The following is a 23,228-nucleotide window of genomic DNA, read 5'->3' as shown; positions in this document are numbered from 1 at the left end:
TCAAGTCAATGACTCGAGGGCTTTCTTTTGTTGCGGAGGCAAGACTCGAACTTACGACCTTTGGGTTATGAGCCCAACGAGCTACCACTGCTCCACTCCGCGATATAGTCGCTATCATTTCCTGATTGCGAGTGCAAAGGTATATATTACATTCCAAACTTCCAAACATTTTCAAGAAATATTTTCAATTTGTTTGCGTACGCCCTTCGCTATCGGGCAGTGAAGCCTTGTTTAGCAGCAATTTGACACTAGAAATTCTCGATCGTATCAAAACCGAATGGTTCATATAAATGCAGACGGTTTCTCAACGATTGTATCTCCGCCTGCAAATTCCGCATCCGGTTCAGCATATGATGAATGGCCTCGATTCCCTCGATGTTAATAGACAAGTCGTAATACATACGTGTGTATTGTTCCAGATCACGGAGCTGGGAAGAGAAGAGATACCTCTCTCCATCCGTGATATTAATGTCTATCAAACCTCCCTCTTCCAGCAAAATGATGAACGAAGGGTCTATATGGCATTTCTGGCAGTATTCACTGACAATAACTAAATCTGTTTGCATAATACACCTGTTTTTAATTTAGACTTTGTATTTCCCGGAACAATTCCTTCTGTTTCTCTGTCAAGTTGGTCGGCACCTCGATCGAGTACGTGACGATCAAGTCACCAAACTGCCCCTCCTTCTTGTAAACAGGGAATCCCTTACCTTTCAACCGGACTTTCGTATTGTTTTGCGTGCCCGTTTTTACTTTCAGTTTCACCTTGCTATCCAAGGTATCGATAATCTGCTCGCCACCCAAGACCGCCGTATAGAGGTTCAAGGGGACGGTCAGGTACAGATCGTCTCCCACCCGTTTGAAACGGCTGTCGTCCGGGATAATGAACGTGATGTACAAATCACCGGCAGGGCCTCCATTCATGCCCGGCCCACCTTGGCCTTTCAGCTTAATGGTTTGCCCGTTGGCTACGCCGGCGGGAACCGTGATACGCAGGTTCTTGCCGTTCACGGTGATCACCTGCTTATGTGTCTTGGCCGCATCCATCAAGGATAAGTGCAATTCGGCCGTGTAATCCTGTCCACGGAACCCATGATTAGAACGGCCACCGCCACCCCGGCGGGAACCAAACATAGACTCAAAGAAATCCGAGAACTCTCCATCATCGCCGGAGGAAGACCAATACGTACCTCCACCGTTCGAGAAGCCGCCGCCAAAGCCGCCACCTTGCTGGCCGTACTGCTTCCGTTGAGCCTCGAACTCATCCGCATGTTTCCAATTCTCCCCGTACTGGTCGTATTTCTTACGCTTTTCCGGATCGCTAAGCACCTCGTTCGCCTCATTGATCTCCTGAAACTTACGATGAGCGTCGGGATCGTTCGGATTCAAGTCAGGGTGATATTGCCGAGCCAACTTCTTATAGGCTTTCTTGATATCATCCTGAGAAGCGTCCTTGTTCACCCCCAAAATTTTGTAATAATCGATATAGGCCATAATCTGATATGTTTAGTCTATTTTTCTCATATAATTATATAACAATAAACATACCAAGGATAGTTTTGGTTAGTGAAAATTTACTTAAAACGTTTTTAATCGTACACGCACGGAATTAAGATTGTCTGTAGATAGAAAAGGCTCTAGCCGGGATCATCAGATACCGCTAAAGCCTTTTATGGATAGGAAATTCTTCGAACCTTATTTAAACTGCATCATCTTGCTAATATACTTCCCGACAATATCGAACTCTAGGTTCACTACCGTACCTTTCTCGATCTGGCAAAAGTTCGTGTTATCGTGCGTATAAGGGATGATAGCGACTTGGAAACTGTTTTGCTGGGAGTTGCATACCGTCAGGCTGACGCCGTTCACGCAAACGGAGCCTTTCTCCACGGTCATATACCCCTGCCGGGCCATCTCCTTATCAAAAGCGTACTCGAACGTATAGTACCAGCTGCCGTCCGCCTCCTTCACCTCCGCACAAACGGCGGTCTGGTCCACGTGCCCCTGTACGATATGCCCGTCCAGACGGCCGTTCATCAACATGCTACGCTCCAAGTTCACCTTATCGCCCACTTTCAGGTTCCCGAGGTTCGAACGTTCCAAGGTCTCCTTGATAGCGGTAACCGTATACGTATCTTCCGTCATGCTTACCACCGTAAGGCAAACGCCGTTGTGAGCCACGCTCTGATCTATTTTCAGCTCATTCACGAATGAGCACTTCATCGTCAGATGAAGGTTTCCTTTATCGGATTGGAGGGCTACTACCTGAGCCGCTTCTTCTACAATACCTGAGAACATAATCAAATTGTTTTTAGTTTGTACTCCCAAAACTGTTATTTATTCATGGGCAAAGATAACGCCTTTAAGGTAATAAGCCCGATAAAAAGGATGTTATTAAATGTTTTTATCACGGTAGAAACCGCACTTATTTATCGTCCAAGGAGATCAAATCGTATCGTTGGCTTCCCATACCCAACGCCTCCGCATGCTCAACGATATGAAAGCCTAAAAACGAAATGGGGGTTATTCACACGGCTCCGTATCTCGTATATCATTCTAAACCATCCCTAAACATTCCTTAAAGCCACTTGTTTCATAAATAGATTATCCTAATAATATAGATCTTATGAAATCAAAGAATTTAACACTGGCCTCTCTTTTCGCCGGCTTGCTCATGTTCATGAACCCTACGGGAAGCGAGGCGTGTACAAGGGCCGTTTACCTCGGGCCGGACAATATGGTCGTAACCGGACGTACCATGGATTGGAAAGAGGACCCGCAATCCAACCTTTACCTCTTCCCCCGGGGAGTGCAAAGAAGGGGGGCGATATCCGATAATACCATCCAATGGACCTCGAAATACGGAAGCGTGGTGACCGCCGGGTATGATATCGGTACGTGCGACGGCATGAACGAGAAGGGACTTGTAGCCAACCTATTGTTCCTCACCGAGTCATCTTATTTCCGACCGGACGATAACCGCCCGGTTATGGGGCTTAGCATCTGGACGCAGTATGTACTCGATAATTTCGCCACGGTAGATGAGGCGGTTGCCGAGTTAAGCAAGGAGGTCTTCCGCATCGACGATCCGGATCTCCCGAACGGGGCGAAATCGACCTTGCATCTCTCGATCTCGGACGCTTCAGGAAATAGCGCTATCTTCGAATACCTGAACGGGAACTTGGTTATCCACGAGGGACGGGAATGCCAAGTCATGACGAATTCCCCTACATACGATAAGCAACTAACCTTAAACGATTACTGGCAACAGATAGGCGGCTTAGTCATGTTGCCGGGTACGAACCGAGCTTCCGATCGTTTCGTGCGTGCCTCTTTCTATATCCACGCCATCCCGCAGACAAGTAATTTCCGGGAAGCGGTAGCCGGGGTATTCAGCGTAATGCGTAACGTATCGGTACCTCTGGGAATCACGACCCCGGATCAACCGAATATCTCCTCTACCCGCTGGCGTACGGTAGCCGACCAGAAGAATAAGGTATATTACTTCGAGTCTACTTTAAGCCCGGATATCTTTTGGGTAGATTTCAAGAGCTTGGACTTCAAGGCAGGTACACCTATCAAGAAACTAACGCTCACAGACGGCGAGATTTACGCCGGAAACACCGCCAAAGATTTCAAGGACAGCAAACCGTTACCGTTCTTGTTCGGGATCTGAAGGGCCGATATCAACATCCCTGCCGGATGCTGTCCACGGGATTCGTGCTGGCAGCCCGGTAGTTCTGGATCGTAACCGTGAGCAACGTGATGATCGTAATGGCAAGGAAAGCCAAGAGGAAAATCCACCAATGGAGCGGAGCCTTCAAGGCGAAATTCTCTTGCCAGCGCTCAATGCCGTACCAAGCGATCGGCGAGGCGATCACGAAACAGATCATGACGATCCATAGATACGATAGGTTATGCTTCCGCAACAAGTCCATCACGGTAGCGCCAAATACCTTCCGGATACCGATCTCTTTCCGTTTATATTCGCTCTCAAACAAGACAACACCAAATACGCCTACCAAAGACACAAATACGGCAATCAAGCTGAAGAACAAGATTTGTTTGCCAAGTAGCAGCTCTTTCTGGTACAAGTTCTCTTGGATATTGTTGAACAAATGGATATCAAGGGGATAATCAGGATCTAGTTCCCGCAAGGAGCTCTCTATGTCTAGCGAGAGTTGACGGTAGTCCGTCCCCGGGCGAACAAGGATCATCAGGTTCGTCAAGGTCCCAGCCATAATATCTTTTCCGACAAAGATGGCGAACGGCTCCAGCTTATCCCGGAACGAGTTATATTTCAGGTCAGGCACGAAACCGGCGATCTTCTCCCTACGATGTAAATCTCCCCAGTCCAACCGGATTGGATCTCCCGCTTTCAGCCCATAGGTCCGTTTCGCTTCCTCATTGAACAAATAAGTGCCATCGCTCAACTGGTCTTCCGGCAGGAATCCCCGAGCCTCCAGAATAGGAAGGGCCAATACCCGCTCAATCTCCGAGTCTGCCTGCACCACCTTGAATTGGATATCCTCATCCACGTAGGTACGTCCCCAGCCGGAGTAATTATCCTCAGCGCCAAGCACTCTTGAGGTAAACGACAAGGCCTCGACAGAGGAGAGTTGCCCCAACCGCTGACGCACGCTCTCCGGTTGCCTGCTCAGATTACGGTTTAGCTTTACGGTGACAATCCGCTCGCTATCGAATCCAAGCGGCGTATGAAGCATATTGTAATTCTGCCACGTGATAAACAAAGCCGCTATAACCAAAATAAAAGAGGCCACGAACTGAAATCCTACTAACACATTGCGGAACGAGCGCCCCTTGGGAGATAAGCCAAAATTTCCTTTCAGCACCAGTGCCGGAGAGAAAGAGGTGATATACCAAGCCGGCCAGCAACCAGCGATAAGTCCGATCAGCAACACAAAGCCTCCACAGGCGATCAACAAGGGCATCTGCCCCTCCAAGGAAATGCCTCCACTGACCAAATCCACAAACCCGGTCTTCGACAACAGGCGAACCAGCAGCAAAGCGATCAGGTAAGACAACAGGCACATCCCCACCGCCTCCGAGGCCACGGCCATCCGGAGCGCCGATACCGGACTCCCCAATACCTTCCTCGTGTTGATGCCCCGCAAACGGACCGGCACCAAAGCATTGCTGAAGTTCATGAAATTAATGACCGCTATCAATACGATCAAGATAGCGATAGCAGATAGCGCTTGAAGCTGGGCATAGCTCCCCTTTTGCTTCTGTGAATCGTAGCTCGTGTCAGTCTTAAAATAGATATCCGGCAGAGAAGTCAAGCGCAATTGTCTCGTTTTCCAATTCCATTCGTCGTGGCGGAAATTTTTCTCGAAACCAGCCAAGACATCCGGAGCGGAGGCCGGATTATCCAGACGGAGATAACACTCAAAATTATTTTGCATCCAAGCGCCTGCGCCTTCCTTGTCCGATATGCGCCGATAGACCGCATTACTGACGATCGAGTTGGAGGGAAAGTCCCGGTAGACACCTCCCACCTCGGACGTCCACCCCTCTCCGATCAAGACTTGCCCGACCGCCGGATGATTGCCGAAGAAACGATGAGCCATACTTGCCGGTATCAATACCCGGCCCTTCTCCTCCAACGCCGCCGCTTCACCTTCCACCATATCAAAGTTGAAAACACGGGCATAGGAGGGATAGCAGGCATAGAGCTCCTCATGGAAAGTCATCCGCTCACCATCCCGATCCACCGTGATATACTTCTTATCGCCCCACCGATTGATTAGCGCCCCCTCCTCAATATGTGGAGAGGAGGCCAAGAACCGATCGATAAGCGGGCGGTTCAATACGACTTGCGCCCCTTTATTATTGTGAACGATCTCCAAGCGATACAACCGGTCGGCATGCTTATGGAAACGATCGTATCCCCACTCGTAACGAACTTGCATGAACAAGATCAAGAAAGCTGTGAAAGCCACAGATAATCCTGCTACATTCAAGAAACTAGCCATTTTAAAACGACTGATCACAAAAACGAAATTTCGTACGATTGAGTTCATGATATTTCCTTTTAAAAGTTACTAAAGCCTATGCCTAAAGCTATCCACCGGATTCGATGTGGCAGCCCGGTAGCTCTGGAAAAAGACAGAGACAAACGAGATCACGAGGCAGAATAAGCCGGCAGCGATAAATATCAGCGGGCTTAAACCGATACGATACGAATAGTCGGACAGCCAATCTTTCATAAAGTACATAATAATAGGTATGGCAATCACGAAAGCGATCAGCACATAGTTCAAGAACGTGAATACGAGCTTAACCAATATCTGCCGGTTGCTGGAACCAAATACCTTTCGTACGGATACTTCTTGCAAACGCTGTTGGATAAAATAAGTGGACATCGCCAATAAGCCTAGCAAAGAAATAAGGATGGCGATTATCGAGAATACGATTACGATCTTTGCCAAACGGATTTGCGAGTCGAATGAGTTTTGTAAACTCTCATCCATGAAGAAAGCCTCAAACTCAAGTCCGGTCACTTTCTCATATACTTTACCGATAGCCTCCTTTGCGGCGAAAGGATCACCTTGTGTCTCGATCAAAATCATCCAAGGAGCTTCATTATCTTTCAAGAAACGGAACATGACAGGGTTCATCCCTGTCGTCACATTTCCAAAGCAATAGAAATCCCGGACGATACCCGCTATCGCTATCGGCCTTTCGTGCCTATCCAACATAAAAGAGGTCGCATCCTCCGATAAGTTCATCTCACGCATCGCTTGCTCGTTTAGGAACCAGCCCTCTGTCGTTAAATGGTTATCACGCAAAATCTCCAATCCCAGCATATCGTAACAATCCTTATCCATAACGAATTGCTGAAAAGATATATTTTGCCCCTGATAAGTAGAAGTCCAATTATTACTACCGAATAAAGGCAATCCTTGAGTCTTCCCGACCCTATCTACGCATGACAAACCTTTCAACTCACCGACAAAAGCGGATAACTGCCTTTCATCCACCGATCGCATAGCCAATAAATTCTTCGTTTTATATCCGACAGGAGCGTTGATCATATGAACGATCTGGCAAACCATCGTGATAGAGGCGGCGATCATCGTGATCGTGATCACATTTTGGAATACGATAAAGAACTTACTGAATACCATTTTCGTCTTAGCCCGGAACGTACCCCTTACCACCTCGATCGGTTTAGAAGAAGAAATAATGATAGCAGGCAGTAAGCCGGATAAAACTCCCACGACAACCGTTAATGAAACCAAAGCCAATAGCCAGACAGGTCTACCCAATACATTCATATCGACACGTGTCTGCAATAAATCATTGACAAACGGCACGACCGCCAAAGCAAGGAGAACCCCAATAACCAAAGAAATAAACGTAAGCAAAGTAGACTCCAGCATCAAGCGCATGAATAACTCGCCCCGTGAAGAACCCAAAAGGCGCCGGGTAGCCATCTCCTTCGCCCTGAAACCCGCTTGGGCGACCGTCAAGTTAATATAATTAATGACCGCAAAAATCAAGATAAGGAAACCTACGGACATCAGCACGATCACGAAACGCCAATCTCCCTTTCGCAAAGAAGAGTAAGAAGCGGCTTTCGCAAAATACTGCTCACTAAGCGGCAATATGCGTACCTCCTTTGCCGTCCCATATTGATACGGCCAATAAAACTCCTTGAACCAATGGGCCATATCCTCCGCACGAGAAGGGAAATCACTACCCTCACGCACCAAGACAAAAGCCGATGTACTTCCGGCATTCCTCAACTGATCCGGGGCTAAGCTGGGGTTAAAACAGCTAACCTGCTCCCAACGCACGATCACATCCGCTTCGGGAATAGAGGAATGAAGTAAATCCTCCACCACCCCGTTTATAGTAGCCGATATGGTATCTCCCACCACTAACTGCCGTCCCATCGGATCATCCGTTCCGAACATCTTACGGGCGAACGAAGAAGAGACCACCGCATAGTTCCCGGCGGCCAACGCTTGCTCACGAGTGCCTTGTAACAGCCGGAAATCAAAGAAATCGAAGAACGTGGAGTCCGCAAACATCACGTTCGCCTTTAGTTTCCGATCACCGGAAACTACAACTATATTGCTTGAATTATCTGCCACTACCGGGCAAACTTTCTCTACCTCCGGATAGCGTTCCTTTATCTTATAAGGAATGGCGGCTCCGGTGGCCATCCAATTTTCATTCCCGACCAGATAGATACGATCCGCCTTGGTATGGAATTTATCTGTAGACATCTCCTGTACCGTATAGACCGCTATCAATAACACAAACATCAACGATACAGACAGACCAAACACGTCTATCAGCGTATAAGCCTTATTCCTTCCAAGGAACTTTAAAAAGGACTTAAAGTTCAATAAATTATTCATGAATTATGAATTATCAATTTTCTATTATCTATTTTCAATCACTCAGATTTTAAGCAATTCACCGGATTATCATTAGCCGTCTTACGGGCATCCAGACAAACCACGGAATATATAATCAATAATACACATACGCCGCAACCCAAGAATATGTACCATGACAAAGGAACCTTCTCCGTGAATTGCTCTTGCCACTTTTGCAAGACAAAGTATGCTATACCACCGCCTAATATGACCGCATAGATACAGATATATCCGATATCCTTTATGAACAACCTCAATATATCCCATAAGGTAGCCCCATTCACCCGGCGAACCGCTATCTCCTTACGACGACGGCTCACCTCATCATTCGTATAGCCTATAAGTCCTATCAACGTAACAAGAAGCGTGACCAAACCTCCGATCATCACGGAATCACGGAATTGACGGGAGTCCTTATATAGTTCCATGATCTCGGAACGGAAAGAGATAGCGTTCAGTTCACGATCCGGAAATGTCTCGGATATCTTCTGCTGTAAACGAGCCATACTATCGTTGTTCAGCTCATGGAACTTCACCTGCAAGGTATACATGGGCTTATGCGCATAGAATAATACGGAAGGCCGCATATCTTGGTTCGAGATTCCTCCCAGACGGATATTCTCATAAACACCGCAAATCGTGAATGGCTCCTCATTCCATTTGCTATGCTCGGTGACGCAGATATCCTTCCCGATCACATCATCCGTCCAGCCCGCTACCAATTTCATTTTCTCCACGAAACGGCGGTCTACCATCACCTCTCTTGAATTGGTCACATTTTCCGTGAACGAGCGGCCTTGGATCACGGGAATCTCCATCATGTCCAAATATCCGTTACCTACCCAATAGAGATCGGCGATATTAAAAAGCTCTTGAGTCTCACCCGGTAAAAGAATATTATTACCGGAAGCATGCTCGAAAGGCAATTGATAGACGGTGGTAGCCGCAATGACCCCCGGAAGCCGCATCACCTCATCCAGAATCTTGGCACGAGAGGTAGAGTCCACGCCAGCTAACCCGCAGTAGGCAAGGTTCTCATAGGCATATCCCGGACGATCGTTCACCATAAACGTATATTGACGGGCAACGAAAACAAGCATCGTCACCAAAAAGCCCGTGGCTACAAACTGGACAAGCAACAAGGCTTTCTTCCAGATACGCTTATTCTCCCGGTAATTACGGAAAGCGGAGGCCACCGGAATCCGGGCGTATAATGATCCCGGCATAAAACCAGATACGAAAAACACCAAGATACATATCCCTAGCAAGACCAAGCTACCATTAGACAAGAGCAAGGAATCTAACGAAGTCGCCAACAACTCCTCTACCGTACCTCTAAACGCAAGGATCAACAATAAGGCCAAGATCAGTGAAAGCACTATATGTACCAACGCCTCACCAAACATCATACCATGAATATTATTCTCGCTTGCCCCATAACATTTATGGACAGCCACCTCCTTCGAGCGATTTACGATAGAGGATATCACGATCAAGATATAGTTCATCACCGCCGTAAAGATCAAAGCGAAGGCCAGTAAGGAAAGTATCCACGTCATTCGCTTGACTTGCGGCAACTCCTTGTGTAGATTATCTAGCTTATGAAATGAGAAATCAATGCTTAACCCGACCTTTTGCTGTTCCTCCGGAGGGAAATAAGAATTCACAAACGTACGCACCTGTTCCTCCAAAGCTAAAGGATTCACCCCCTTGTGCAACTTCACATAGCTTATGTAACGATCGTTTCCCAACATATTAGTAGGCGAACCCTCCCACATGAACCGACCCGCCGAAGCCATGGAAACAATTACATCGTAACGGGAATGAGAATTTTCCGGAACTTCCTCAAAAACGCCACCAATAGTCATAGTACGTCCCGGCGAATTGTCTACCGTGAAGTTTTTCCCGATAACATCGCCTCCGATATTTTTCGCTATACGACTTGATATCAACACGTACATCGGGGTGGAAAGAACCTCTTTCGCATTTCCGATCAACATAGGACGAGGAAGAATATCAAAGAAACAACTATCCGCTATGATACAACGACCGGAGTATTTCATCTTGGTGTCGGTCATCGTAAAGGTCCAGTCTCCAAAACTCGTGTATCGGGTGACGGTCTCGATCTCGGGTATCTGTTGTTGCATAGTTGGAGCGATGCCACCGCTTGTTTGCGGATAATCCTTCAACTCCCCTCCATTTTGCTGGTATTTCGCCCAGACTTGATAGACCCGGTCTCTATCCGGATAAAAATCATCATACGATTGTTCGAAATAGACTTTAGCGATCAATACCAAGCCTACCGCTAAGCCGATTCCCAACGATACGATTTTCATCACGTTATGCCGCCCTTTCTTAAAAATGGAACGAATGGCGATTAGTATGTTTTTCATATTATATCGATTTTATTCCAGCACCAGCACTTCATTATCCTTATAACTCTCATAACTGGACACAATCACCTTCTCACCGGCTTCCAGACCTTCAAGAACCTCATAATATTGCGGGTTCTGACGGCCGATCTTGATAGAACGCCTGTAAGCTTTCTTTCCATCCGGATCAAGAACAAATATCCAGCTTCCGCCCGTGCTCTGGAAGAAAGTTCCCTTCGGGATAATGATACTCTCGGTAGGTTGCCCCAGCTCCAAGTTGATATAGTAGGTCTGTCCACTACGGATATTATCCGGACGCTCACCCGTGAAAACGAAATCCGTACGGAACTTACCATCACGAACCTCGGGATAAACTTTGCGCACCGTTAAGTCGAAAGACGAGCCTTGACGCTCGAAAGCGGCGCTTAAGCCCGGTTTCACGCGGTCTATATAATGCTCGTCGATCATGGCCTCTATCTTATAATCGGAAAGGTCGTTAATCTGGCCGATCTTTTGTCCGGGATTGATGCTTTGCCCCAATACGACATCCAACAGTCCCAACTCACCGTCAATCTGGGAACGGACATTCAAGTTTTCCTTACGTTCGCGGATCAACAGGATATTCTTCCGCATGTTCGCCAAGCTGGCCTCCATCTCATCCATCTGGATCGTGCGGGAGATAGAGTCTTGGCGCAAGCGCTCGGTAATCAAGGCGTGCTTTTGAGAGGCTAACTCGAAGTCCTCCTTCGCTTTCAGATAATCCTCCTTGGCGATCAAGTTCTCTTTATACAACTGCTCTTGTTGGTTGAACGAGCGGCGGGCCCGGTTCATGTCCATATCGTATTGAAGTTTCTCCATCTGATTGGTCAGCTTATCCTGCTCCATGGTAACCTGCGTATTACGAAGGAAGTTCTGCTTCTCCGCCAACTCGGCCTCAGCGTTCAAGATCTGCAAATCCAGATTTGAGTTGCTCAGACGAACAATGATATCGCCTTTCTTCACTTGGGCGCCCTCTTCCACGACTTTCTCCTGTACGATACCGCCCTCCTCGGGGCTAAGCTGCACGACCGTGATAGGTTGCACCTGACCATCCATACGAAAGAAGTCATTGAATTGCTCACGGGTCACATTACCGATGCTAATTCCTCTCGCATCCACTTTCAACGTAGAAGCATGATCACCAAAGATAATCCATCCCAACAAGATAACGAACAACACGCCACCCGCTACATAAGGAATATGCTTCTTCTGAAGACCTTTCTTTTTCTCTAATTGTATATCCATCGTATTCTATATTTTTTATTATCATCTAAATTCTATGTTCTCAATTCTTATTCATTGATAAGAGGCTTGCCCTTATAATAATCCACCAGCTTGCTTTTCAATAAGTACATCAATCGCTTTTGAAGCAGATTGGCCTTGGACTCCAACAGCGTATTCGCGCTTGTCTGTACATCCAGCGTGCTCATCAGGCCTTCCTCGTACTTCCGTAGGGTAACACGATAAGCCAACTCATCCGATCTCACCTTCTTATCCATCTGTATGGCCTCTTTAGCGTATCCCTCACGATCCAAGACGGATTGCTCTACCGCTGTCTGCAACTGGCGAAAGACCTCTGTTCTTGTCTCCCGTGCGATCCGCATATTGTTACGGTAACGACGAGCGTTCGTTAATCTGCTCAAACCATCGAATAAGGGGAAACTAAGGCTAAAAGAGACATATTCACCACGGTTATTCTTAAACTGATCCTTGAAAACTTCCGGGGCCTTATCAGACTTCAGGTTCTCGAAATAACTCGTAGAGATTCCGGCATTCAAATAAATACTCGGCAACAACTTTCCTTTATAAATACGATATTGGTATTTACTTTGCGTTAATTGATACTCGGCTTGCAAGGCGGTAGGGTTATTCCCGGACGCATAAGCGAAAATCTCCGCCACGTTCTCTACTTCCGGAACATAATTGATATCCGGTAATAAAGTATCCACCTCCAGTTCTAAATCAGATGGATAATTCATACATTCCCTCAAGGTAAGCAAGGCCGTATTGAAAAGATTCTGCTGGTGGGTCAATGTATAATCATCGGCCGCTACTTGAGCCTCGAATTGAGCTACATCCGCTTTCCCTTTCAAACCCAGCTCTTCTTGCCGGCGAGTCTTATATAAGGTACGGTTACTCTCCTCCAATTTCTCGGCCGCCATACGAATCGTTCCTTTATAATATACCACATCCATATAAGCCTGCATGGTTTTCATCGCTAAATCATCTTTCGCTTTCTGGATGTCATTAACTCCCATACGGCGATTGGATTTTGCCATCAACCATTGATTGATCAGCTGTCCGCCCGTAAAAATAGGAATAGAAGCGTCGAGGCCATAGTTATTATTAAACGTAGAAGTATTCTCATAGGTATTGGTCGCAGGGTCAATCGAACGGCCAAAACTATATTGCGCTCCGACCTTAGCCGATGCCGCCGGGAAAAAAGAAGCTACAGCGGCATTCCGTTCCGCCTTATACGTATCTGATGTATAAACTTGCTTTTTAACCGATGGGCTGTTTTCCACGGCATAGCGCATACATTCATCCAAAGTCCAAAGTTTCTCTTGGGCCACCGTCGCGGTAGCGAAACTGAGAGAAAGAACTGTTGTAAGTAATATTTGTTTCATTGCTCTATTATTTTCTACTTAAAATAATAGCAAAGAACGTGCCAAAACACATAAACAACTAAACAACAACCAGATAACAAAAAGCTATTCTTTTAGAACTGTCCAATATTTTGACAACGCTGTCTAATTGTTTGACACTATTCCCACTTTGACACGTAAGAGCGTCTCCTCTTCTCCATAAGCAAAAAACGCTCCGCTCCTATATGAATTCTTGCTCGATAGCCTATGAATTCTTATGCGCATACTGTATAATTCTACAAACCACGACGTGGTCTGTACAGATCAAGACGTGGAATATACAAATCACGACGTGGTCTATATATTCCACGGCGATAATCTGGAAATAGATGAGATAGTAATTATATTTGTATATAGTAAGAAGAATGTTTTTTACTTGAAGATACGAACAATTGTTTTGATTACAATCGTTGACTATCCTTTAGATTTAAGGGCAGGACACAAAAAAAGGGAAACAGTTGAATACCAACCATTTCCCTTTTTCTAAGTCGGGGTACCAAGACCCTTTTGTGTAAACGCTTAGCATCTATTTATCTGTTTATCAAAATATCACAAATATCACTATAATACTATTTTGTCCTAAAACAGTCCCGGTACAAATTACTTCTCATAATAAAAAGAAGCATCTTCCGGAATATGAAGAAGCTCATTAATTGCATGCCGTTTTTCTAGATCAAGCATGTAAGTCTGTACGACTTTATAGAGATCAAATCCCCCTACAGATCCAGCAGCCATGTGCAAGTTTTCCACGACCTGTTTCATTTCTTTTTGGATATCTGATTGCCTTAGCAAGTGATACTCATTACTGTGAATAAGCTTTTTGTTTTCCATAATACTATTTATTTAGTTGTTGTTTTAAAAGTGCAATCATTTCATCTTTATCTTTTATACGCTCTTCCTTCTCCTTAATGAGTAATCTGAGCTTCTCAAGTTCATTTTTACATTCACTTAGAGTAATATCTCCAGAAACCTTATTCCCATTTCCATTTACATGATGACCGATTGAGTTATCTACATTTATGTCTCTATCGAAAAAGTAATCAATGGGTAGTTTGAAAAAATCTGCTATTCGTTCAAGTTTACTTGAACCAAGATCTGCTCCTTTCAAAATATTGTCCAATCCTTGTACAGATATGGATACTTTTTCACAAAAAGACTTCTTTGTCAATTTGTTATCAATAATAAGCTGTTCTATTTTACTTGGTATAAACATTCAAGTATTATTTGTAAACATTGTTAAACATATATAATCATGTGACAAATATCACACAAAACTTTGTGCAATATCAAAGTTTAGTTTACGTTTGCATTATAAATATAACACTAAAATATGTTTTACGTATGGAAAATGCAGAAAAGATTGAAAAAATGACATTTAAAGACTATTACCAGTCTTTGGATGAAGAAATGAAAAAAGAGGTTAGAAACAATTTTTTGGAAGGAAGCGGTATTTCATACCCTACATTCTACTCAAAGTTGACTAGAGAAAACTACTCTCTTCTGGAAAGAAAACTTTTAGAAACGATATGTCAAACAACATTTATCTGGTAAAATCATGAACACAAAAGAAATTTCAAAAGTATCTGTGGAGAAAGCCTTGGCTTTCATTGAATCCGGAATATACACGAAAAAAACTCTACACGGACAATCGCTGATCTGGTAGACTACTGGCATACACATAACTTAAAATAAATCAATACTATGGCAACATTAGAAGAACAAAAGGAGTACATTCGTACCAATTACAAAAAACTGACCGGCCAATTTATGGCCAAGATGTTGGGCATACGCCCGGAAAAGGTGTATGCGCTAGTAAAGGAACTTGGATTGAAAAAACAACTTCCTCCTCCCGTGATTAAACCGAAGGCTGATATGGGAAAGAATCCAACCCCTATCGTACCAAACGGTAACGATGAAGGAAAGATTCCTCTTCGGATAGATTGTCGAACGGTTATTCTCATTCCCAGCACCGCTGATCCTGAGGAGTACAGGAAGTCCTTCCTCCGGAAGACCAATAGCAAACATTCAAGTCTAATAAACTCTCTATAATAATCTAAAATAAAAGTGCATGAAAATACATTATTTCTACAAAAGAGAATACTCCCAAGGTTTCTACGACCTTGTAATTGAAGCTTGGCTGGAAGAAAAAGAGACATCCATGCAAGGTGTGGAGAGATTAAGTTTTACCAGATTGGAAAAACTAAGAATCTTTCTGTCAAAGGATGATCATTTCCATTGCTATGATTTTAAGCATGAATTTGGGAAAAATAGCTGTATAGGCCATTTTGCCCATACTCGCAAAAAACTAAAGGAAGATATGAATAAATGGAAGCTTAAACCTATTGACCGGCGTAATTATGAAAGATTCCGGAAAGTAGCCCTTACCCTTTATCGTAAACAATCCTTGATTGATTTCTCTGATTTCAAAGGAAGGCAAACATATGCGATTAGACAGATCATAGGAGATTAACGTAAAACTAACAAGATATGAACATGAAAAAGAAAAAAGTTACAGTGCTGGCGATTGAACATTCAAAAAGGGTGTGTGATCCGCAACCTGAATCAATAGACCGGATGGATGTCAGAAGGTTGGTTATGGATGCTTATAGGAGCGGTTATAATAAGGCTCATTCCGAGCATGTAAAGTGTATGAGCGATATTGTAAATATGAATTTGTCTGATATAGATTCTCCTGTGTTTACTCATACCAAAGAATTTAGAGAGCACTTCGACTACATAATGTCGGAAGTCAAGAAACTAACTACTTAAATAAGAATAATTGAATCTTATGGTGTATAGGTCAACCGTATAAAGAAATGACTGAATATGATAACTATTTCCAAGCTGCTGCAATTTTAGTAGTTCAAAGACAAATGTCTAACACGTCATTAATACAGCGCAAGTTCAGAATCGGGTATAATCGTGCAGGAAGGATAGTAAACCAATTGGAAGAAGCTGGTATCGTAGGTAAGTTTAAAGGTGCAGCTCCACGTGATGTACTGATTAAGGACATTGTCTCCCTAGAGGAACGCTTATCCGATATGGAGTTAGGCGAACAAAGATTATCTGATCCCTGCTGGGATAATAGAGAATGGATCTAATATAATAAAATATGAAACGACTGAATAAAAAGACCTACAAGGCAATCAAGCAAGCAAAGGCAGTGATTACCATCACGCAACATGGGGATGTGGTTAAATTGAATGTGGATTTTTTACCTCCCGCAAAAAACAAATCTCCCAAGCTATTCCAATATCTGGCCATCAAGATGTGTAATCATGCCATGGAAATTTTAGGAGGAAAGAAAAAAGATGAATGACAAGAATTATTTAGCGATGGCTGTAGCCACCGCCAAAAGAAAAAAGTTGGCGCATACTACTCCGCAGGAGTACGCTTTACCGATTTGGATGATGTTCATAGCGGCAGATATCCTAGAGAACTCCGCTATGGAAATCCAAGAGCTATTAATGCAGGACGAGCAATTTATCCAGTCCGATAAGATGCACATAAAAGCCATAATCAATCATGCCGGCAAATTCGTTCGTGATGTTGATCGGACATGTGAATACCAGTTCGCTTGCAAATTTGCGGACTATACAGAAGAATGTTCCACTTTACTTCGCAGCTACATGCAAAATAAGTTAGCCAAGATGGACAACATATGGGCACAGAGGAAGGAGGAATGATCATGTATATCGAAACGGATTCAAACGGCAAGATCATCATTCAGGATATCTCACAGGAAGAAGCTGTCATCCTAGATGATTGCTTATGTACTTACTTGGCGACGAAGCCTATCGATCAAAGATCAAGTGTCGATAGGATCGTAATGGATATGAAAAGACAATTAGAAAAGAATATACAATGAAAGCTAGAATCATATACGAAGTAGAATGCCCTCCCGTTAATTGCGACCGGGAGGATTTTTTGAAATGGCTGGAACTAAACCTATATGTTCCGGGAGCGTGCGTCACCTCCGATAATCCTCTTTTTGGAGAACCATTGGATTTTGACACCGCAGATTTTGACAATATTGAGGTAATCGATGGATAGTTACGCCCGGTATCGAATGACAGATTGGAACTGGATCGCCATCTATAAAGAGAAAATGGGAGTAGATCAATTCCGGGAGTATGTGAACAGCGTATATAATGAACTTCTAAATATGAAAGTAGATTGTTCATTCTCTCTCGAGGCTACGGTTAAGGAGGAAAACAGAGAACTCTTTATAAAAATAGTCTGTATGTTCATTCAAGAAGGAAACTATGACTATGATTTTAGTCAAGATTATAAATTCATAAGACGACATGAAAAGACAACGCTGGTCAGAAAGCCAAGAAAAAATATTGAAGGAGAATCTGGGGAAGATAACTCTCAAGGAAATAGGGAAGATTCTAGGAAAGACCGAGTTAGCCGTTAAACTATATATCCATAGGAACCATATCGTTTACCGTCCTTCCGTAAAACGGAACCTTGTGCTAGAATTGTTCCGGATTAAATTAATCAATCCGGAATATTTCAATGTAACAACAACTTTCTTGCATGCGGTAAATATCAACCAAGTACGGTTTTGGAAATTATACCGGGGGGAGGAAAGCCCCACAGATCAAGAGTATTTACGTCTAGCCACAACTCTAGGCGTATCCTTACAAGAGGCCTTCGAAGCCCGACAACTATATTTATTTAACGACAATAAAGAAGATGAAATATGATACCTCAAGACGTGATCGATAATATCATCAACACGGCCAATATAGTAGACGTGATAGGTGATTATGTTAAGCTAAAAAAAGCTGGAGTAAATTACAAGGGAGTTTGCCCATTCCATGGGGACAAGGACGCAAGCCTAGTCGTATCCCCCGCTAAGAATATCTGGAAATGTTTTGGATGTGGTAAAGGCGGGAACGTGATAACCTTCGTAAAAGAGCACGAAGGGATATCTTTCTTCGAGGCGGTAAAGCTAGTCGCCTCGAAATACAACATAACAGTACCCGAACGGGAACTAACCGACGATGAACGGAAGAAAACGAAAGAGCGGGAGGCCCTACAAATCTGCCTCACATTCGCCCAAGAAACGTTTACGGCTTTCCTCAAGAAGAAAGAGGCCGCTGAATATCTGGAAACACGAGGAATCACCCCGAATATCCTGTCTAAATATGGAGCGGGGTACTCTTCATCCATGTTTACCGCATTGACCGAGTTAGGCTCTCAAAAAGGTTATGACATGGCGGCTATGGAGAAGGCCGGTTTGATTACAAGGAAAGAGAACGGAAAGATTTTCGATCGATTTGTAAATAGGATCACATTCCCGTTTTATTCCTTATCAGGACTAGTGATCGGTTTCACGGGCCGTTCCTTGGAAAAGGATACCCAATGTAAATATCTAAACTCTCCGGAGACTCCCCTTTTTCATAAGGGAAAGACGTTATTCGGTATATACCAAGCTCGCCAAGAGATATCGAAATCCGATAAATGCTATTTGGTGGAAGGTCAATTTGACGTACTCTCTTTCGTTCAATCCGGTTATCCCAATACGGTCTGCGGTAGCGGTACCGCCCTTACACTAGATCAAGTCCGGATCATCAAGAAATTTACCCGAAACGTCACCGCTGTTTATGATGGAGACGCAGCCGGCATGAAAGCCTCCGTCCGGAACATGGATATCATGCTGGCCGAGGGCATGAACGTCCGTGCCGTTCTTCTTCCGGAAGGAGAAGATCCGGACAGTTTCGCCCGCAAGATGGGGACTGAGAAACTAGCCAAATTCTTGAAAAAGCAGGAGACCGACTTCATCTCCTTTATTTATAAAGCATTCGAAAGCGAGATGGATGATCCGATCCGGAAAACAGAGGTTCTCCGGATTATCGCCCAAAGTATCTCCGTCGTACCGGATAAATTACAAAGGCAAGCATATATCGTATCCCTCGCCGAACGATTTAACGCAGATGGGGAATTGATAACAAATCTAGTTGCCGAGCTACAAGCCGTAGGTAAGAAAAGCGTGCCAGCCCAACCTACCCAACCGGGATTAACCGGCGTGGAAGAAGCGGAGGAACTTGTAAAAACCGGGAACAAACAAGTCACCCTTACTTGGTCTGTCAATCGTTTCTCCGAGGGATGGGGAGTTTGTCCGGTCATCCTTATAACAGGTATCCCGGGTGTGTCCGAGGTACAAGAGCTTCGCCGGCTATCTCCCATCATCCGTTGCAGGGATAAATTCGAGGTAAAAGAAAACATGATCGAACCGGAAGAGCTCTCATTTCTACGTTCCTTGACAAGAACCGGCTTCACGGTCTCCATGAGCAAATATAAAAGAGAGCGGGAAAGTTATGTAGACGAGAAAGGTGAAGAACGTTATAAACTCGTAGACACAGAGAAAGAGATTGGATTCAATGAATACTATATCGGATTATACAGTACATTCCGGGAATCTCCCGAGAATATAAAGAAAATAGCCTTAGAAAGATGCTCTGAAGTGATATCCTACGCGGATGCTACCACCCGGGCTTTCCAAACTACAGATTATGCCCGGATGTTAGGGGTCACCAAAACAGCTCTGGAACATGTCTTGAAACCATATCTCGATATCCGTAAATCAGAGGCCCGGTTTAATTCAGACGCACTCCAAGTAGATGGAGCCTCACTCATGTTCGATCCTAGCCGACTCCCGGATTATGTAGACTCTGATCCAGCGATTAACCGGTTATGGCGTGCCTATCAGTTTTTCCCATATCTCGATAAGAATGGAAGAAAATTAGCATATATATTCGCTAATGGTAAAAAATCGTTTATGAGAGTAGGAAACTTCTATATTGAGCCACTATTACATGTTTACGATAAAGAAAGCCAAGCCAACAAACGTATCGTAGAACTCACTCAAGCAAACTATCCCTATCCGATTTATATGGAGTGGATCAGCGCAGAGATGCTCACACTCCCATCCTTTAAAAAACGCTTATGGGAAGAAGGTGATATCAATTTCTCCAATGGGACACAAAACCATCTCGATTTGATCATGGATAGTTGGGCGGGCAAGTTCAAGAAGTGTTTTGAGCTTCGTATGTTTGGCTGGTATGATGAAGGATTCTTCGCTTTCAGTAACGCTATAGTCCATGATATCGATGGAAAACAACAACTCCAATACGTATCAGATTTGGGATTAGTGGAACACAATAAACAATACTATTATATCCCGGCTTTCTCTAAAATTTACGCATCTGAGCGCCGGGATAGCGATCGCTACTATCTGGATCGCTTCATCAAGTACCGGGAACCCAAAGCGGGATGTTCTATCAATTTCCAAAAGTGGGCCTCACTGATGAACGAGGTATACAAGCTAAACAATAACGGTATGTGGGCGATCATATATTCGATCATGAGTGCCTTCCGTAGCGATATATACAATGTCAGGAGAACCTTTACGGCTTTATTCTTTATCGGTCCGACGGGTTCCGGAAAATCACAAATTGGTTATTCCATCCGCTCTCTATCGATGTCTCCGGACGCACCAGCATTCAACCTAAACTCCGGAACCCCCGCCGCTTTGTTCTCTTGGCTGGAGAGATACCGGAATATCCCGATCATGCTCGAAGAGTATAACGACACGCAAATAAACCCTGTGATTTTCCAAGCCTTGAAATCCGCTGTATATGATGGAGAAGGCAAGCAGAAACGTAAGGATGCGGTAAGTAAGGAGATCGATAGTAGCCAAGTGAACGCAGCTCTTGTTATCATGGGCCAAGAAAGCCCCCAACAGGATGACAACTCTCTCGCAAATCGATGTATCATTTGCGAGGTACCGAAACGTGACGATCGGTCTGAATTGGAAGAAGAAATCTTCAATGAGTTGAAAGGATACGAGGAATCCGGACTACATAGCGTCCTCCTTGAGATATTGGCGTGCAGAAATAGCATCTTGCAACATTATAAGAAAGTATACGACGAGGTCTTTAAATCCTTGAAAGACGAGGTACGGGTATCCGTTAAAAACACGGATGGCCTCTCTCGTATACTCGAGACGGTATCAATGTTCGTTTCCGTTTGTCGTATAGTGGAAGAACATACCTCATTGCAACTACCTTTTACCGCAGAACAGTTCTTCGAAATCGCAATAGCGAAAGTGATCAAACAAGTAGAATCGATTAGTTCCTCAAATAAGATGTTCAACTTCTTCAGTATACTCAACTTCTTGATCGATACAGGAAGCCTAGTTCAAGGTAGAGACTATAAGATCGAGGTACCGGGAAAGGTAACAATTAAGAAACAAGGCCGGGATACGGAAATAAAAAACCTAGAGCCCATAGATACCCGTGTTTTATATCTAAACATGACAAATATCTATCCTATGTATACCCAACAGCTAAAAGGTGAGGCGTTCTCTCTTCAATCCTTAAATACCTATTTCGAAAGTAACGAGGCCTATATTGGCAAAGTACGTTCCACTCGTTATCGATGGCAAGAGGTGAAAGAAGTCCCAAAAGGAGACATTCTAGCAAACCCGGCGGGAGAACCCACCATAGATAACAGCATGAAACGTATTATGGTGAACAAAGAGAGTAATACCTCGGCAGTTTGTTTCAATTACGATATTCTCAGAGACTTGCTCGATGTCGATTTCGAAAGAGACGTACAAAACTACGATCAGACTCCGGAGACTGAGCCGGGATTCCGCTTTTAACGACTGATAGTATTTTAAAATCGCATAGAACCGACTTTCTAGGATATAGCTTGGCTATTGGAGGCCATGGACAACAAGCACATCCGGGAAGCCGGTTCTATCTTTATTCATCTATTTCCCCCGGACCCCCTGAAATTAAAAAAAGAAATAAGCAAGTTTTGCGTGTTTTGAAACCCTATAAAGGATAGAAAAAGTGGTCAACAGACCAACAGACCAACAAAAGATGAAACATTTCAAAACAGATATAAGATAAATATATAATAATCAATAATATATATATTAATTAAATAGAAGTAGGCTGTTGTTTCCTGTTGGTCATCGTTTTCTTTTTGTTGGTCACTGTTGGCAATAATTCTAAATTCGGGGAAAAATGAAGCACTGTTGACGGTTGGTAGGGGTGACCAACAACCACTATTTTTGGTTGGTCGCATGTTTCTTAGTATTTTACCGATTATATCATTGAAATATAGTAAATTAGCATCATATTTTATATTTCCTGTTGGTCTGTTGACGTGTTGGTCGCAAAATATAACACATACACATAGGGAAAATAGAGTAAAAAAGCCTATAAGAAGAGAGAAAATCGATATGGTGACAGTAAAGATAAGCATAAAAAAGCATTTGGAGGAGTACATGCGTGGAAAATTCAATGATTGCCGGGAAGGAGTGATAACCCTTCCGGACAAGACAGATTTGTATCATACCCTGTTTGATCTGACATCCAAGCGCCCGGCCTCCTGCCCTTTGGAGCAAGGAACGCTGGAAATAGCTTTGCCGGACAGACGATGTGGAAAAGATCCGGCTTACTACAACTATCTTAGCGAACGCTCGCAGCGAATCCTTGAGCGACGGATAGAGTTGATGTTCTGGGCCGAGCTGCACGAATGGATAGATTATAACAAGCATATGTATGGGATACAGTATATCGAAAGTATTTTTTCCTTTATGCGCAAATTCGATATCAACGGGATCAGCGAGGATGCTCTAAAAAAGAACTACTATCGCTGGAGGGACCGAACTAGGAAGCAAAAAGAGAAACGTTCGTACAATAAAAGTTAAATACGAGTGTTTTTCACTCCGA

23 protein-coding genes and 1 tRNA gene are annotated in these 23,228 nt (G+C 44.0%); 13 read left to right on the top strand and 11 right to left on the bottom strand.

Annotated elements, in window-relative coordinates:
• Nucleotides 1-30: 30 nt before the first annotated feature.
• From DWX84_RS17755 to DWX84_RS17740, 4 genes are all read right to left on the bottom strand, one after another.
• Nucleotides 31-102 (bottom strand) — tRNA-Met (locus tag DWX84_RS17755).
• A 146-nt stretch (nucleotides 103-248) separates the two neighbouring features.
• Nucleotides 249-566: a chaperone modulator CbpM gene (locus DWX84_RS17750; RefSeq protein WP_048928110.1), complete on the bottom strand. Its 318-nt coding sequence runs from the start codon at nucleotides 564-566 to the stop codon at nucleotides 249-251.
• A 13-nt stretch (nucleotides 567-579) separates the two neighbouring features.
• The gene (locus DWX84_RS17745; protein ID WP_048928109.1) at nucleotides 580-1,494 is read right to left on the bottom strand and encodes a DnaJ C-terminal domain-containing protein; all 915 of its coding nucleotides are present in this window, start codon (nucleotides 1,492-1,494) and stop codon (nucleotides 580-582) included.
• A gap of 201 nt (nucleotides 1,495-1,695) precedes the next feature.
• Nucleotides 1,696-2,298, bottom strand: coding sequence for a riboflavin synthase (locus DWX84_RS17740; RefSeq protein WP_005862004.1), 603 nt, complete (start codon nucleotides 2,296-2,298; stop codon nucleotides 1,696-1,698).
• A 376-nt stretch (nucleotides 2,299-2,674) separates the two neighbouring features.
• On the opposite strand from DWX84_RS17740, the gene DWX84_RS17735 reads away from it, so the two are divergent.
• Nucleotides 2,675-3,676, top strand: coding sequence for a linear amide C-N hydrolase (locus DWX84_RS17735; RefSeq protein WP_369799703.1), 1,002 nt, complete (start codon nucleotides 2,675-2,677; stop codon nucleotides 3,674-3,676).
• Between the two features lie 10 nt (nucleotides 3,677-3,686).
• Here the strand turns inward: DWX84_RS17735 and DWX84_RS17730 are convergent, their stop codons facing one another.
• The 7 genes from DWX84_RS17730 to DWX84_RS21955 form a co-directional block, all read right to left on the bottom strand.
• Nucleotides 3,687-6,044 (bottom strand): ABC transporter permease, encoded by a 2,358-nt coding sequence (locus tag DWX84_RS17730; protein ID WP_048928108.1) that lies wholly within the window; start codon nucleotides 6,042-6,044, stop codon nucleotides 3,687-3,689.
• Between the two features lie 21 nt (nucleotides 6,045-6,065).
• Nucleotides 6,066-8,393 (bottom strand): ABC transporter permease, encoded by a 2,328-nt coding sequence (locus tag DWX84_RS17725; RefSeq protein WP_048928107.1) that lies wholly within the window; start codon nucleotides 8,391-8,393, stop codon nucleotides 6,066-6,068.
• Between the two features lie 38 nt (nucleotides 8,394-8,431).
• Nucleotides 8,432-10,807: an ABC transporter permease gene (locus DWX84_RS17720; RefSeq protein ID WP_048928106.1), complete on the bottom strand. Its 2,376-nt coding sequence runs from the start codon at nucleotides 10,805-10,807 to the stop codon at nucleotides 8,432-8,434.
• A gap of 12 nt (nucleotides 10,808-10,819) precedes the next feature.
• Complete coding sequence (locus tag DWX84_RS17715; protein WP_005861993.1) at nucleotides 10,820-12,070, bottom strand: efflux RND transporter periplasmic adaptor subunit; 1,251 nt, start codon at nucleotides 12,068-12,070, stop codon at nucleotides 10,820-10,822.
• 47 nt (nucleotides 12,071-12,117) lie between these two features.
• Nucleotides 12,118-13,452, bottom strand: a complete 1,335-nt coding sequence (locus tag DWX84_RS17710; protein ID WP_005866082.1) for a TolC family protein — start codon at nucleotides 13,450-13,452, stop codon at nucleotides 12,118-12,120.
• Between the two features lie 618 nt (nucleotides 13,453-14,070).
• A complete protein-coding gene (locus DWX84_RS17700; RefSeq protein ID WP_048928104.1) occupies nucleotides 14,071-14,301 on the bottom strand; it encodes a hypothetical protein in 231 nt (76 codons plus the stop codon).
• Between the two features lie 4 nt (nucleotides 14,302-14,305).
• Nucleotides 14,306-14,683, bottom strand: a complete 378-nt coding sequence (locus tag DWX84_RS21955) for a helix-turn-helix transcriptional regulator (RefSeq protein WP_009018448.1) — start codon at nucleotides 14,681-14,683, stop codon at nucleotides 14,306-14,308.
• Nucleotides 14,684-14,811: 128 nt separating this feature from the next.
• Between DWX84_RS21955 and DWX84_RS17690 the strand changes: the two genes are divergently transcribed.
• The 12 genes from DWX84_RS17690 (at nucleotide 14,812) to DWX84_RS17635 (ending at nucleotide 23,206) form a co-directional block, all read left to right on the top strand.
• Nucleotides 14,812-15,021 carry a hypothetical protein gene (locus DWX84_RS17690; protein WP_048928103.1) on the top strand — a complete coding sequence of 70 codons (210 nt, stop codon included), beginning with the start codon at nucleotides 14,812-14,814 and terminating at the stop codon, nucleotides 15,019-15,021.
• A gap of 150 nt (nucleotides 15,022-15,171) precedes the next feature.
• Nucleotides 15,172-15,519 carry a hypothetical protein gene (locus DWX84_RS17685; protein ID WP_048928102.1) on the top strand — a complete coding sequence of 116 codons (348 nt, stop codon included), beginning with the start codon at nucleotides 15,172-15,174 and terminating at the stop codon, nucleotides 15,517-15,519.
• 19 nt (nucleotides 15,520-15,538) lie between these two features.
• Entirely contained in the window at nucleotides 15,539-15,940 is a 402-nt protein-coding gene (locus DWX84_RS17680) for a hypothetical protein (protein ID WP_048928101.1), read from the top strand.
• A 23-nt stretch (nucleotides 15,941-15,963) separates the two neighbouring features.
• Entirely contained in the window at nucleotides 15,964-16,239 is a 276-nt protein-coding gene (locus DWX84_RS17675; protein WP_048928100.1) for a hypothetical protein, read from the top strand.
• Between the two features lie 47 nt (nucleotides 16,240-16,286).
• Complete coding sequence (locus DWX84_RS17670) at nucleotides 16,287-16,571, top strand: DNA translocase FtsK (protein WP_048928099.1); 285 nt, start codon at nucleotides 16,287-16,289, stop codon at nucleotides 16,569-16,571.
• 11 nt (nucleotides 16,572-16,582) lie between these two features.
• Nucleotides 16,583-16,789, top strand: coding sequence for a hypothetical protein (locus DWX84_RS17665; RefSeq protein WP_022192468.1), 207 nt, complete (start codon nucleotides 16,583-16,585; stop codon nucleotides 16,787-16,789).
• Nucleotides 16,782-17,156 carry a hypothetical protein gene (locus DWX84_RS17660; RefSeq protein ID WP_048928097.1) on the top strand — a complete coding sequence of 125 codons (375 nt, stop codon included), beginning with the start codon at nucleotides 16,782-16,784 and terminating at the stop codon, nucleotides 17,154-17,156. The genes DWX84_RS17665 and DWX84_RS17660 overlap by 8 nt, the downstream gene beginning before the upstream one ends.
• Nucleotides 17,132-17,338 (top strand): hypothetical protein, encoded by a 207-nt coding sequence (locus DWX84_RS17655; RefSeq protein WP_227713731.1) that lies wholly within the window; start codon nucleotides 17,132-17,134, stop codon nucleotides 17,336-17,338. The genes DWX84_RS17660 and DWX84_RS17655 overlap by 25 nt, the downstream gene beginning before the upstream one ends.
• Complete coding sequence (locus tag DWX84_RS17650) at nucleotides 17,335-17,523, top strand: hypothetical protein (RefSeq protein WP_009018458.1); 189 nt, start codon at nucleotides 17,335-17,337, stop codon at nucleotides 17,521-17,523. Before DWX84_RS17655 ends, DWX84_RS17650 begins: the two co-directional genes overlap by 4 nt.
• Before the next feature lie 254 nt (nucleotides 17,524-17,777).
• Nucleotides 17,778-18,182: a hypothetical protein gene (locus DWX84_RS17645; RefSeq protein ID WP_009018459.1), complete on the top strand. Its 405-nt coding sequence runs from the start codon at nucleotides 17,778-17,780 to the stop codon at nucleotides 18,180-18,182.
• On the top strand, nucleotides 18,179-22,147 hold the full coding sequence (dnaG, locus tag DWX84_RS17640) for a DNA primase (protein ID WP_009018460.1): 3,969 nt from the start codon (nucleotides 18,179-18,181) through the stop codon (nucleotides 22,145-22,147). Before DWX84_RS17645 ends, dnaG begins: the two co-directional genes overlap by 4 nt.
• A gap of 588 nt (nucleotides 22,148-22,735) precedes the next feature.
• Nucleotides 22,736-23,206: a hypothetical protein gene (locus tag DWX84_RS17635; RefSeq protein ID WP_009018461.1), complete on the top strand. Its 471-nt coding sequence runs from the start codon at nucleotides 22,736-22,738 to the stop codon at nucleotides 23,204-23,206.
• Nucleotides 23,207-23,228: the final 22 nt, after the last annotated feature.

Origin of the sequence: Parabacteroides sp. AF21-43 (assembly GCF_003635435.1) — a bacterium.
In the GTDB taxonomy this organism is placed as follows: Bacteria; Bacteroidota; Bacteroidia; order Bacteroidales; family Tannerellaceae; genus Parabacteroides; species Parabacteroides distasonis.
This window is presented reverse-complemented; position numbering and strand designations above follow the sequence as displayed.

What these genes read in the sequence shown, in the direction of transcription:
- DWX84_RS17750 (WP_048928110.1), bottom strand. Translation starts at nt 566, where the DNA reads ATGCAAACAGATTTAGTTATTGTCAGTGAATACTGCCAGAAATGCCAT.
- DWX84_RS17745 (WP_048928109.1), bottom strand. Translation starts at nt 1,494, where the DNA reads ATGGCCTATATCGATTATTACAAAATTTTGGGGGTGAACAAGGACGCT.
- DWX84_RS17740 (WP_005862004.1), bottom strand. Translation starts at nt 2,298, where the DNA reads ATGTTCTCAGGTATTGTAGAAGAAGCGGCTCAGGTAGTAGCCCTCCAA.
- DWX84_RS17735 (WP_369799703.1), top strand. Translation starts at nt 2,675, where the DNA reads ATGTTCATGAACCCTACGGGAAGCGAGGCGTGTACAAGGGCCGTTTAC.
- DWX84_RS17730 (WP_048928108.1), bottom strand. Translation starts at nt 6,044, where the DNA reads ATGAACTCAATCGTACGAAATTTCGTTTTTGTGATCAGTCGTTTTAAA.
- DWX84_RS17725 (WP_048928107.1), bottom strand. Translation starts at nt 8,393, where the DNA reads ATGAATAATTTATTGAACTTTAAGTCCTTTTTAAAGTTCCTTGGAAGG.
- DWX84_RS17720 (WP_048928106.1), bottom strand. Translation starts at nt 10,807, where the DNA reads ATGAAAAACATACTAATCGCCATTCGTTCCATTTTTAAGAAAGGGCGG.
- DWX84_RS17715 (WP_005861993.1), bottom strand. Translation starts at nt 12,070, where the DNA reads ATGGATATACAATTAGAGAAAAAGAAAGGTCTTCAGAAGAAGCATATT.
- DWX84_RS17710 (WP_005866082.1), bottom strand. Translation starts at nt 13,452, where the DNA reads ATGAAACAAATATTACTTACAACAGTTCTTTCTCTCAGTTTCGCTACC.
- DWX84_RS17700 (WP_048928104.1), bottom strand. Translation starts at nt 14,301, where the DNA reads ATGGAAAACAAAAAGCTTATTCACAGTAATGAGTATCACTTGCTAAGG.
- DWX84_RS21955 (WP_009018448.1), bottom strand. Translation starts at nt 14,683, where the DNA reads ATGTTTATACCAAGTAAAATAGAACAGCTTATTATTGATAACAAATTG.
- DWX84_RS17690 (WP_048928103.1), top strand. Translation starts at nt 14,812, where the DNA reads ATGGAAAATGCAGAAAAGATTGAAAAAATGACATTTAAAGACTATTAC.
- DWX84_RS17685 (WP_048928102.1), top strand. Translation starts at nt 15,172, where the DNA reads ATGGCAACATTAGAAGAACAAAAGGAGTACATTCGTACCAATTACAAA.
- DWX84_RS17680 (WP_048928101.1), top strand. Translation starts at nt 15,539, where the DNA reads ATGAAAATACATTATTTCTACAAAAGAGAATACTCCCAAGGTTTCTAC.
- DWX84_RS17675 (WP_048928100.1), top strand. Translation starts at nt 15,964, where the DNA reads ATGAAAAAGAAAAAAGTTACAGTGCTGGCGATTGAACATTCAAAAAGG.
- DWX84_RS17670 (WP_048928099.1), top strand. Translation starts at nt 16,287, where the DNA reads ATGACTGAATATGATAACTATTTCCAAGCTGCTGCAATTTTAGTAGTT.
- DWX84_RS17665 (WP_022192468.1), top strand. Translation starts at nt 16,583, where the DNA reads ATGAAACGACTGAATAAAAAGACCTACAAGGCAATCAAGCAAGCAAAG.
- DWX84_RS17660 (WP_048928097.1), top strand. Translation starts at nt 16,782, where the DNA reads ATGAATGACAAGAATTATTTAGCGATGGCTGTAGCCACCGCCAAAAGA.
- DWX84_RS17655 (WP_227713731.1), top strand. Translation starts at nt 17,132, where the DNA reads ATGGGCACAGAGGAAGGAGGAATGATCATGTATATCGAAACGGATTCA.
- DWX84_RS17650 (WP_009018458.1), top strand. Translation starts at nt 17,335, where the DNA reads ATGAAAGCTAGAATCATATACGAAGTAGAATGCCCTCCCGTTAATTGC.
- DWX84_RS17645 (WP_009018459.1), top strand. Translation starts at nt 17,778, where the DNA reads ATGAAAAGACAACGCTGGTCAGAAAGCCAAGAAAAAATATTGAAGGAG.
- dnaG (WP_009018460.1), top strand. Translation starts at nt 18,179, where the DNA reads ATGATACCTCAAGACGTGATCGATAATATCATCAACACGGCCAATATA.
- DWX84_RS17635 (WP_009018461.1), top strand. Translation starts at nt 22,736, where the DNA reads ATGGTGACAGTAAAGATAAGCATAAAAAAGCATTTGGAGGAGTACATG.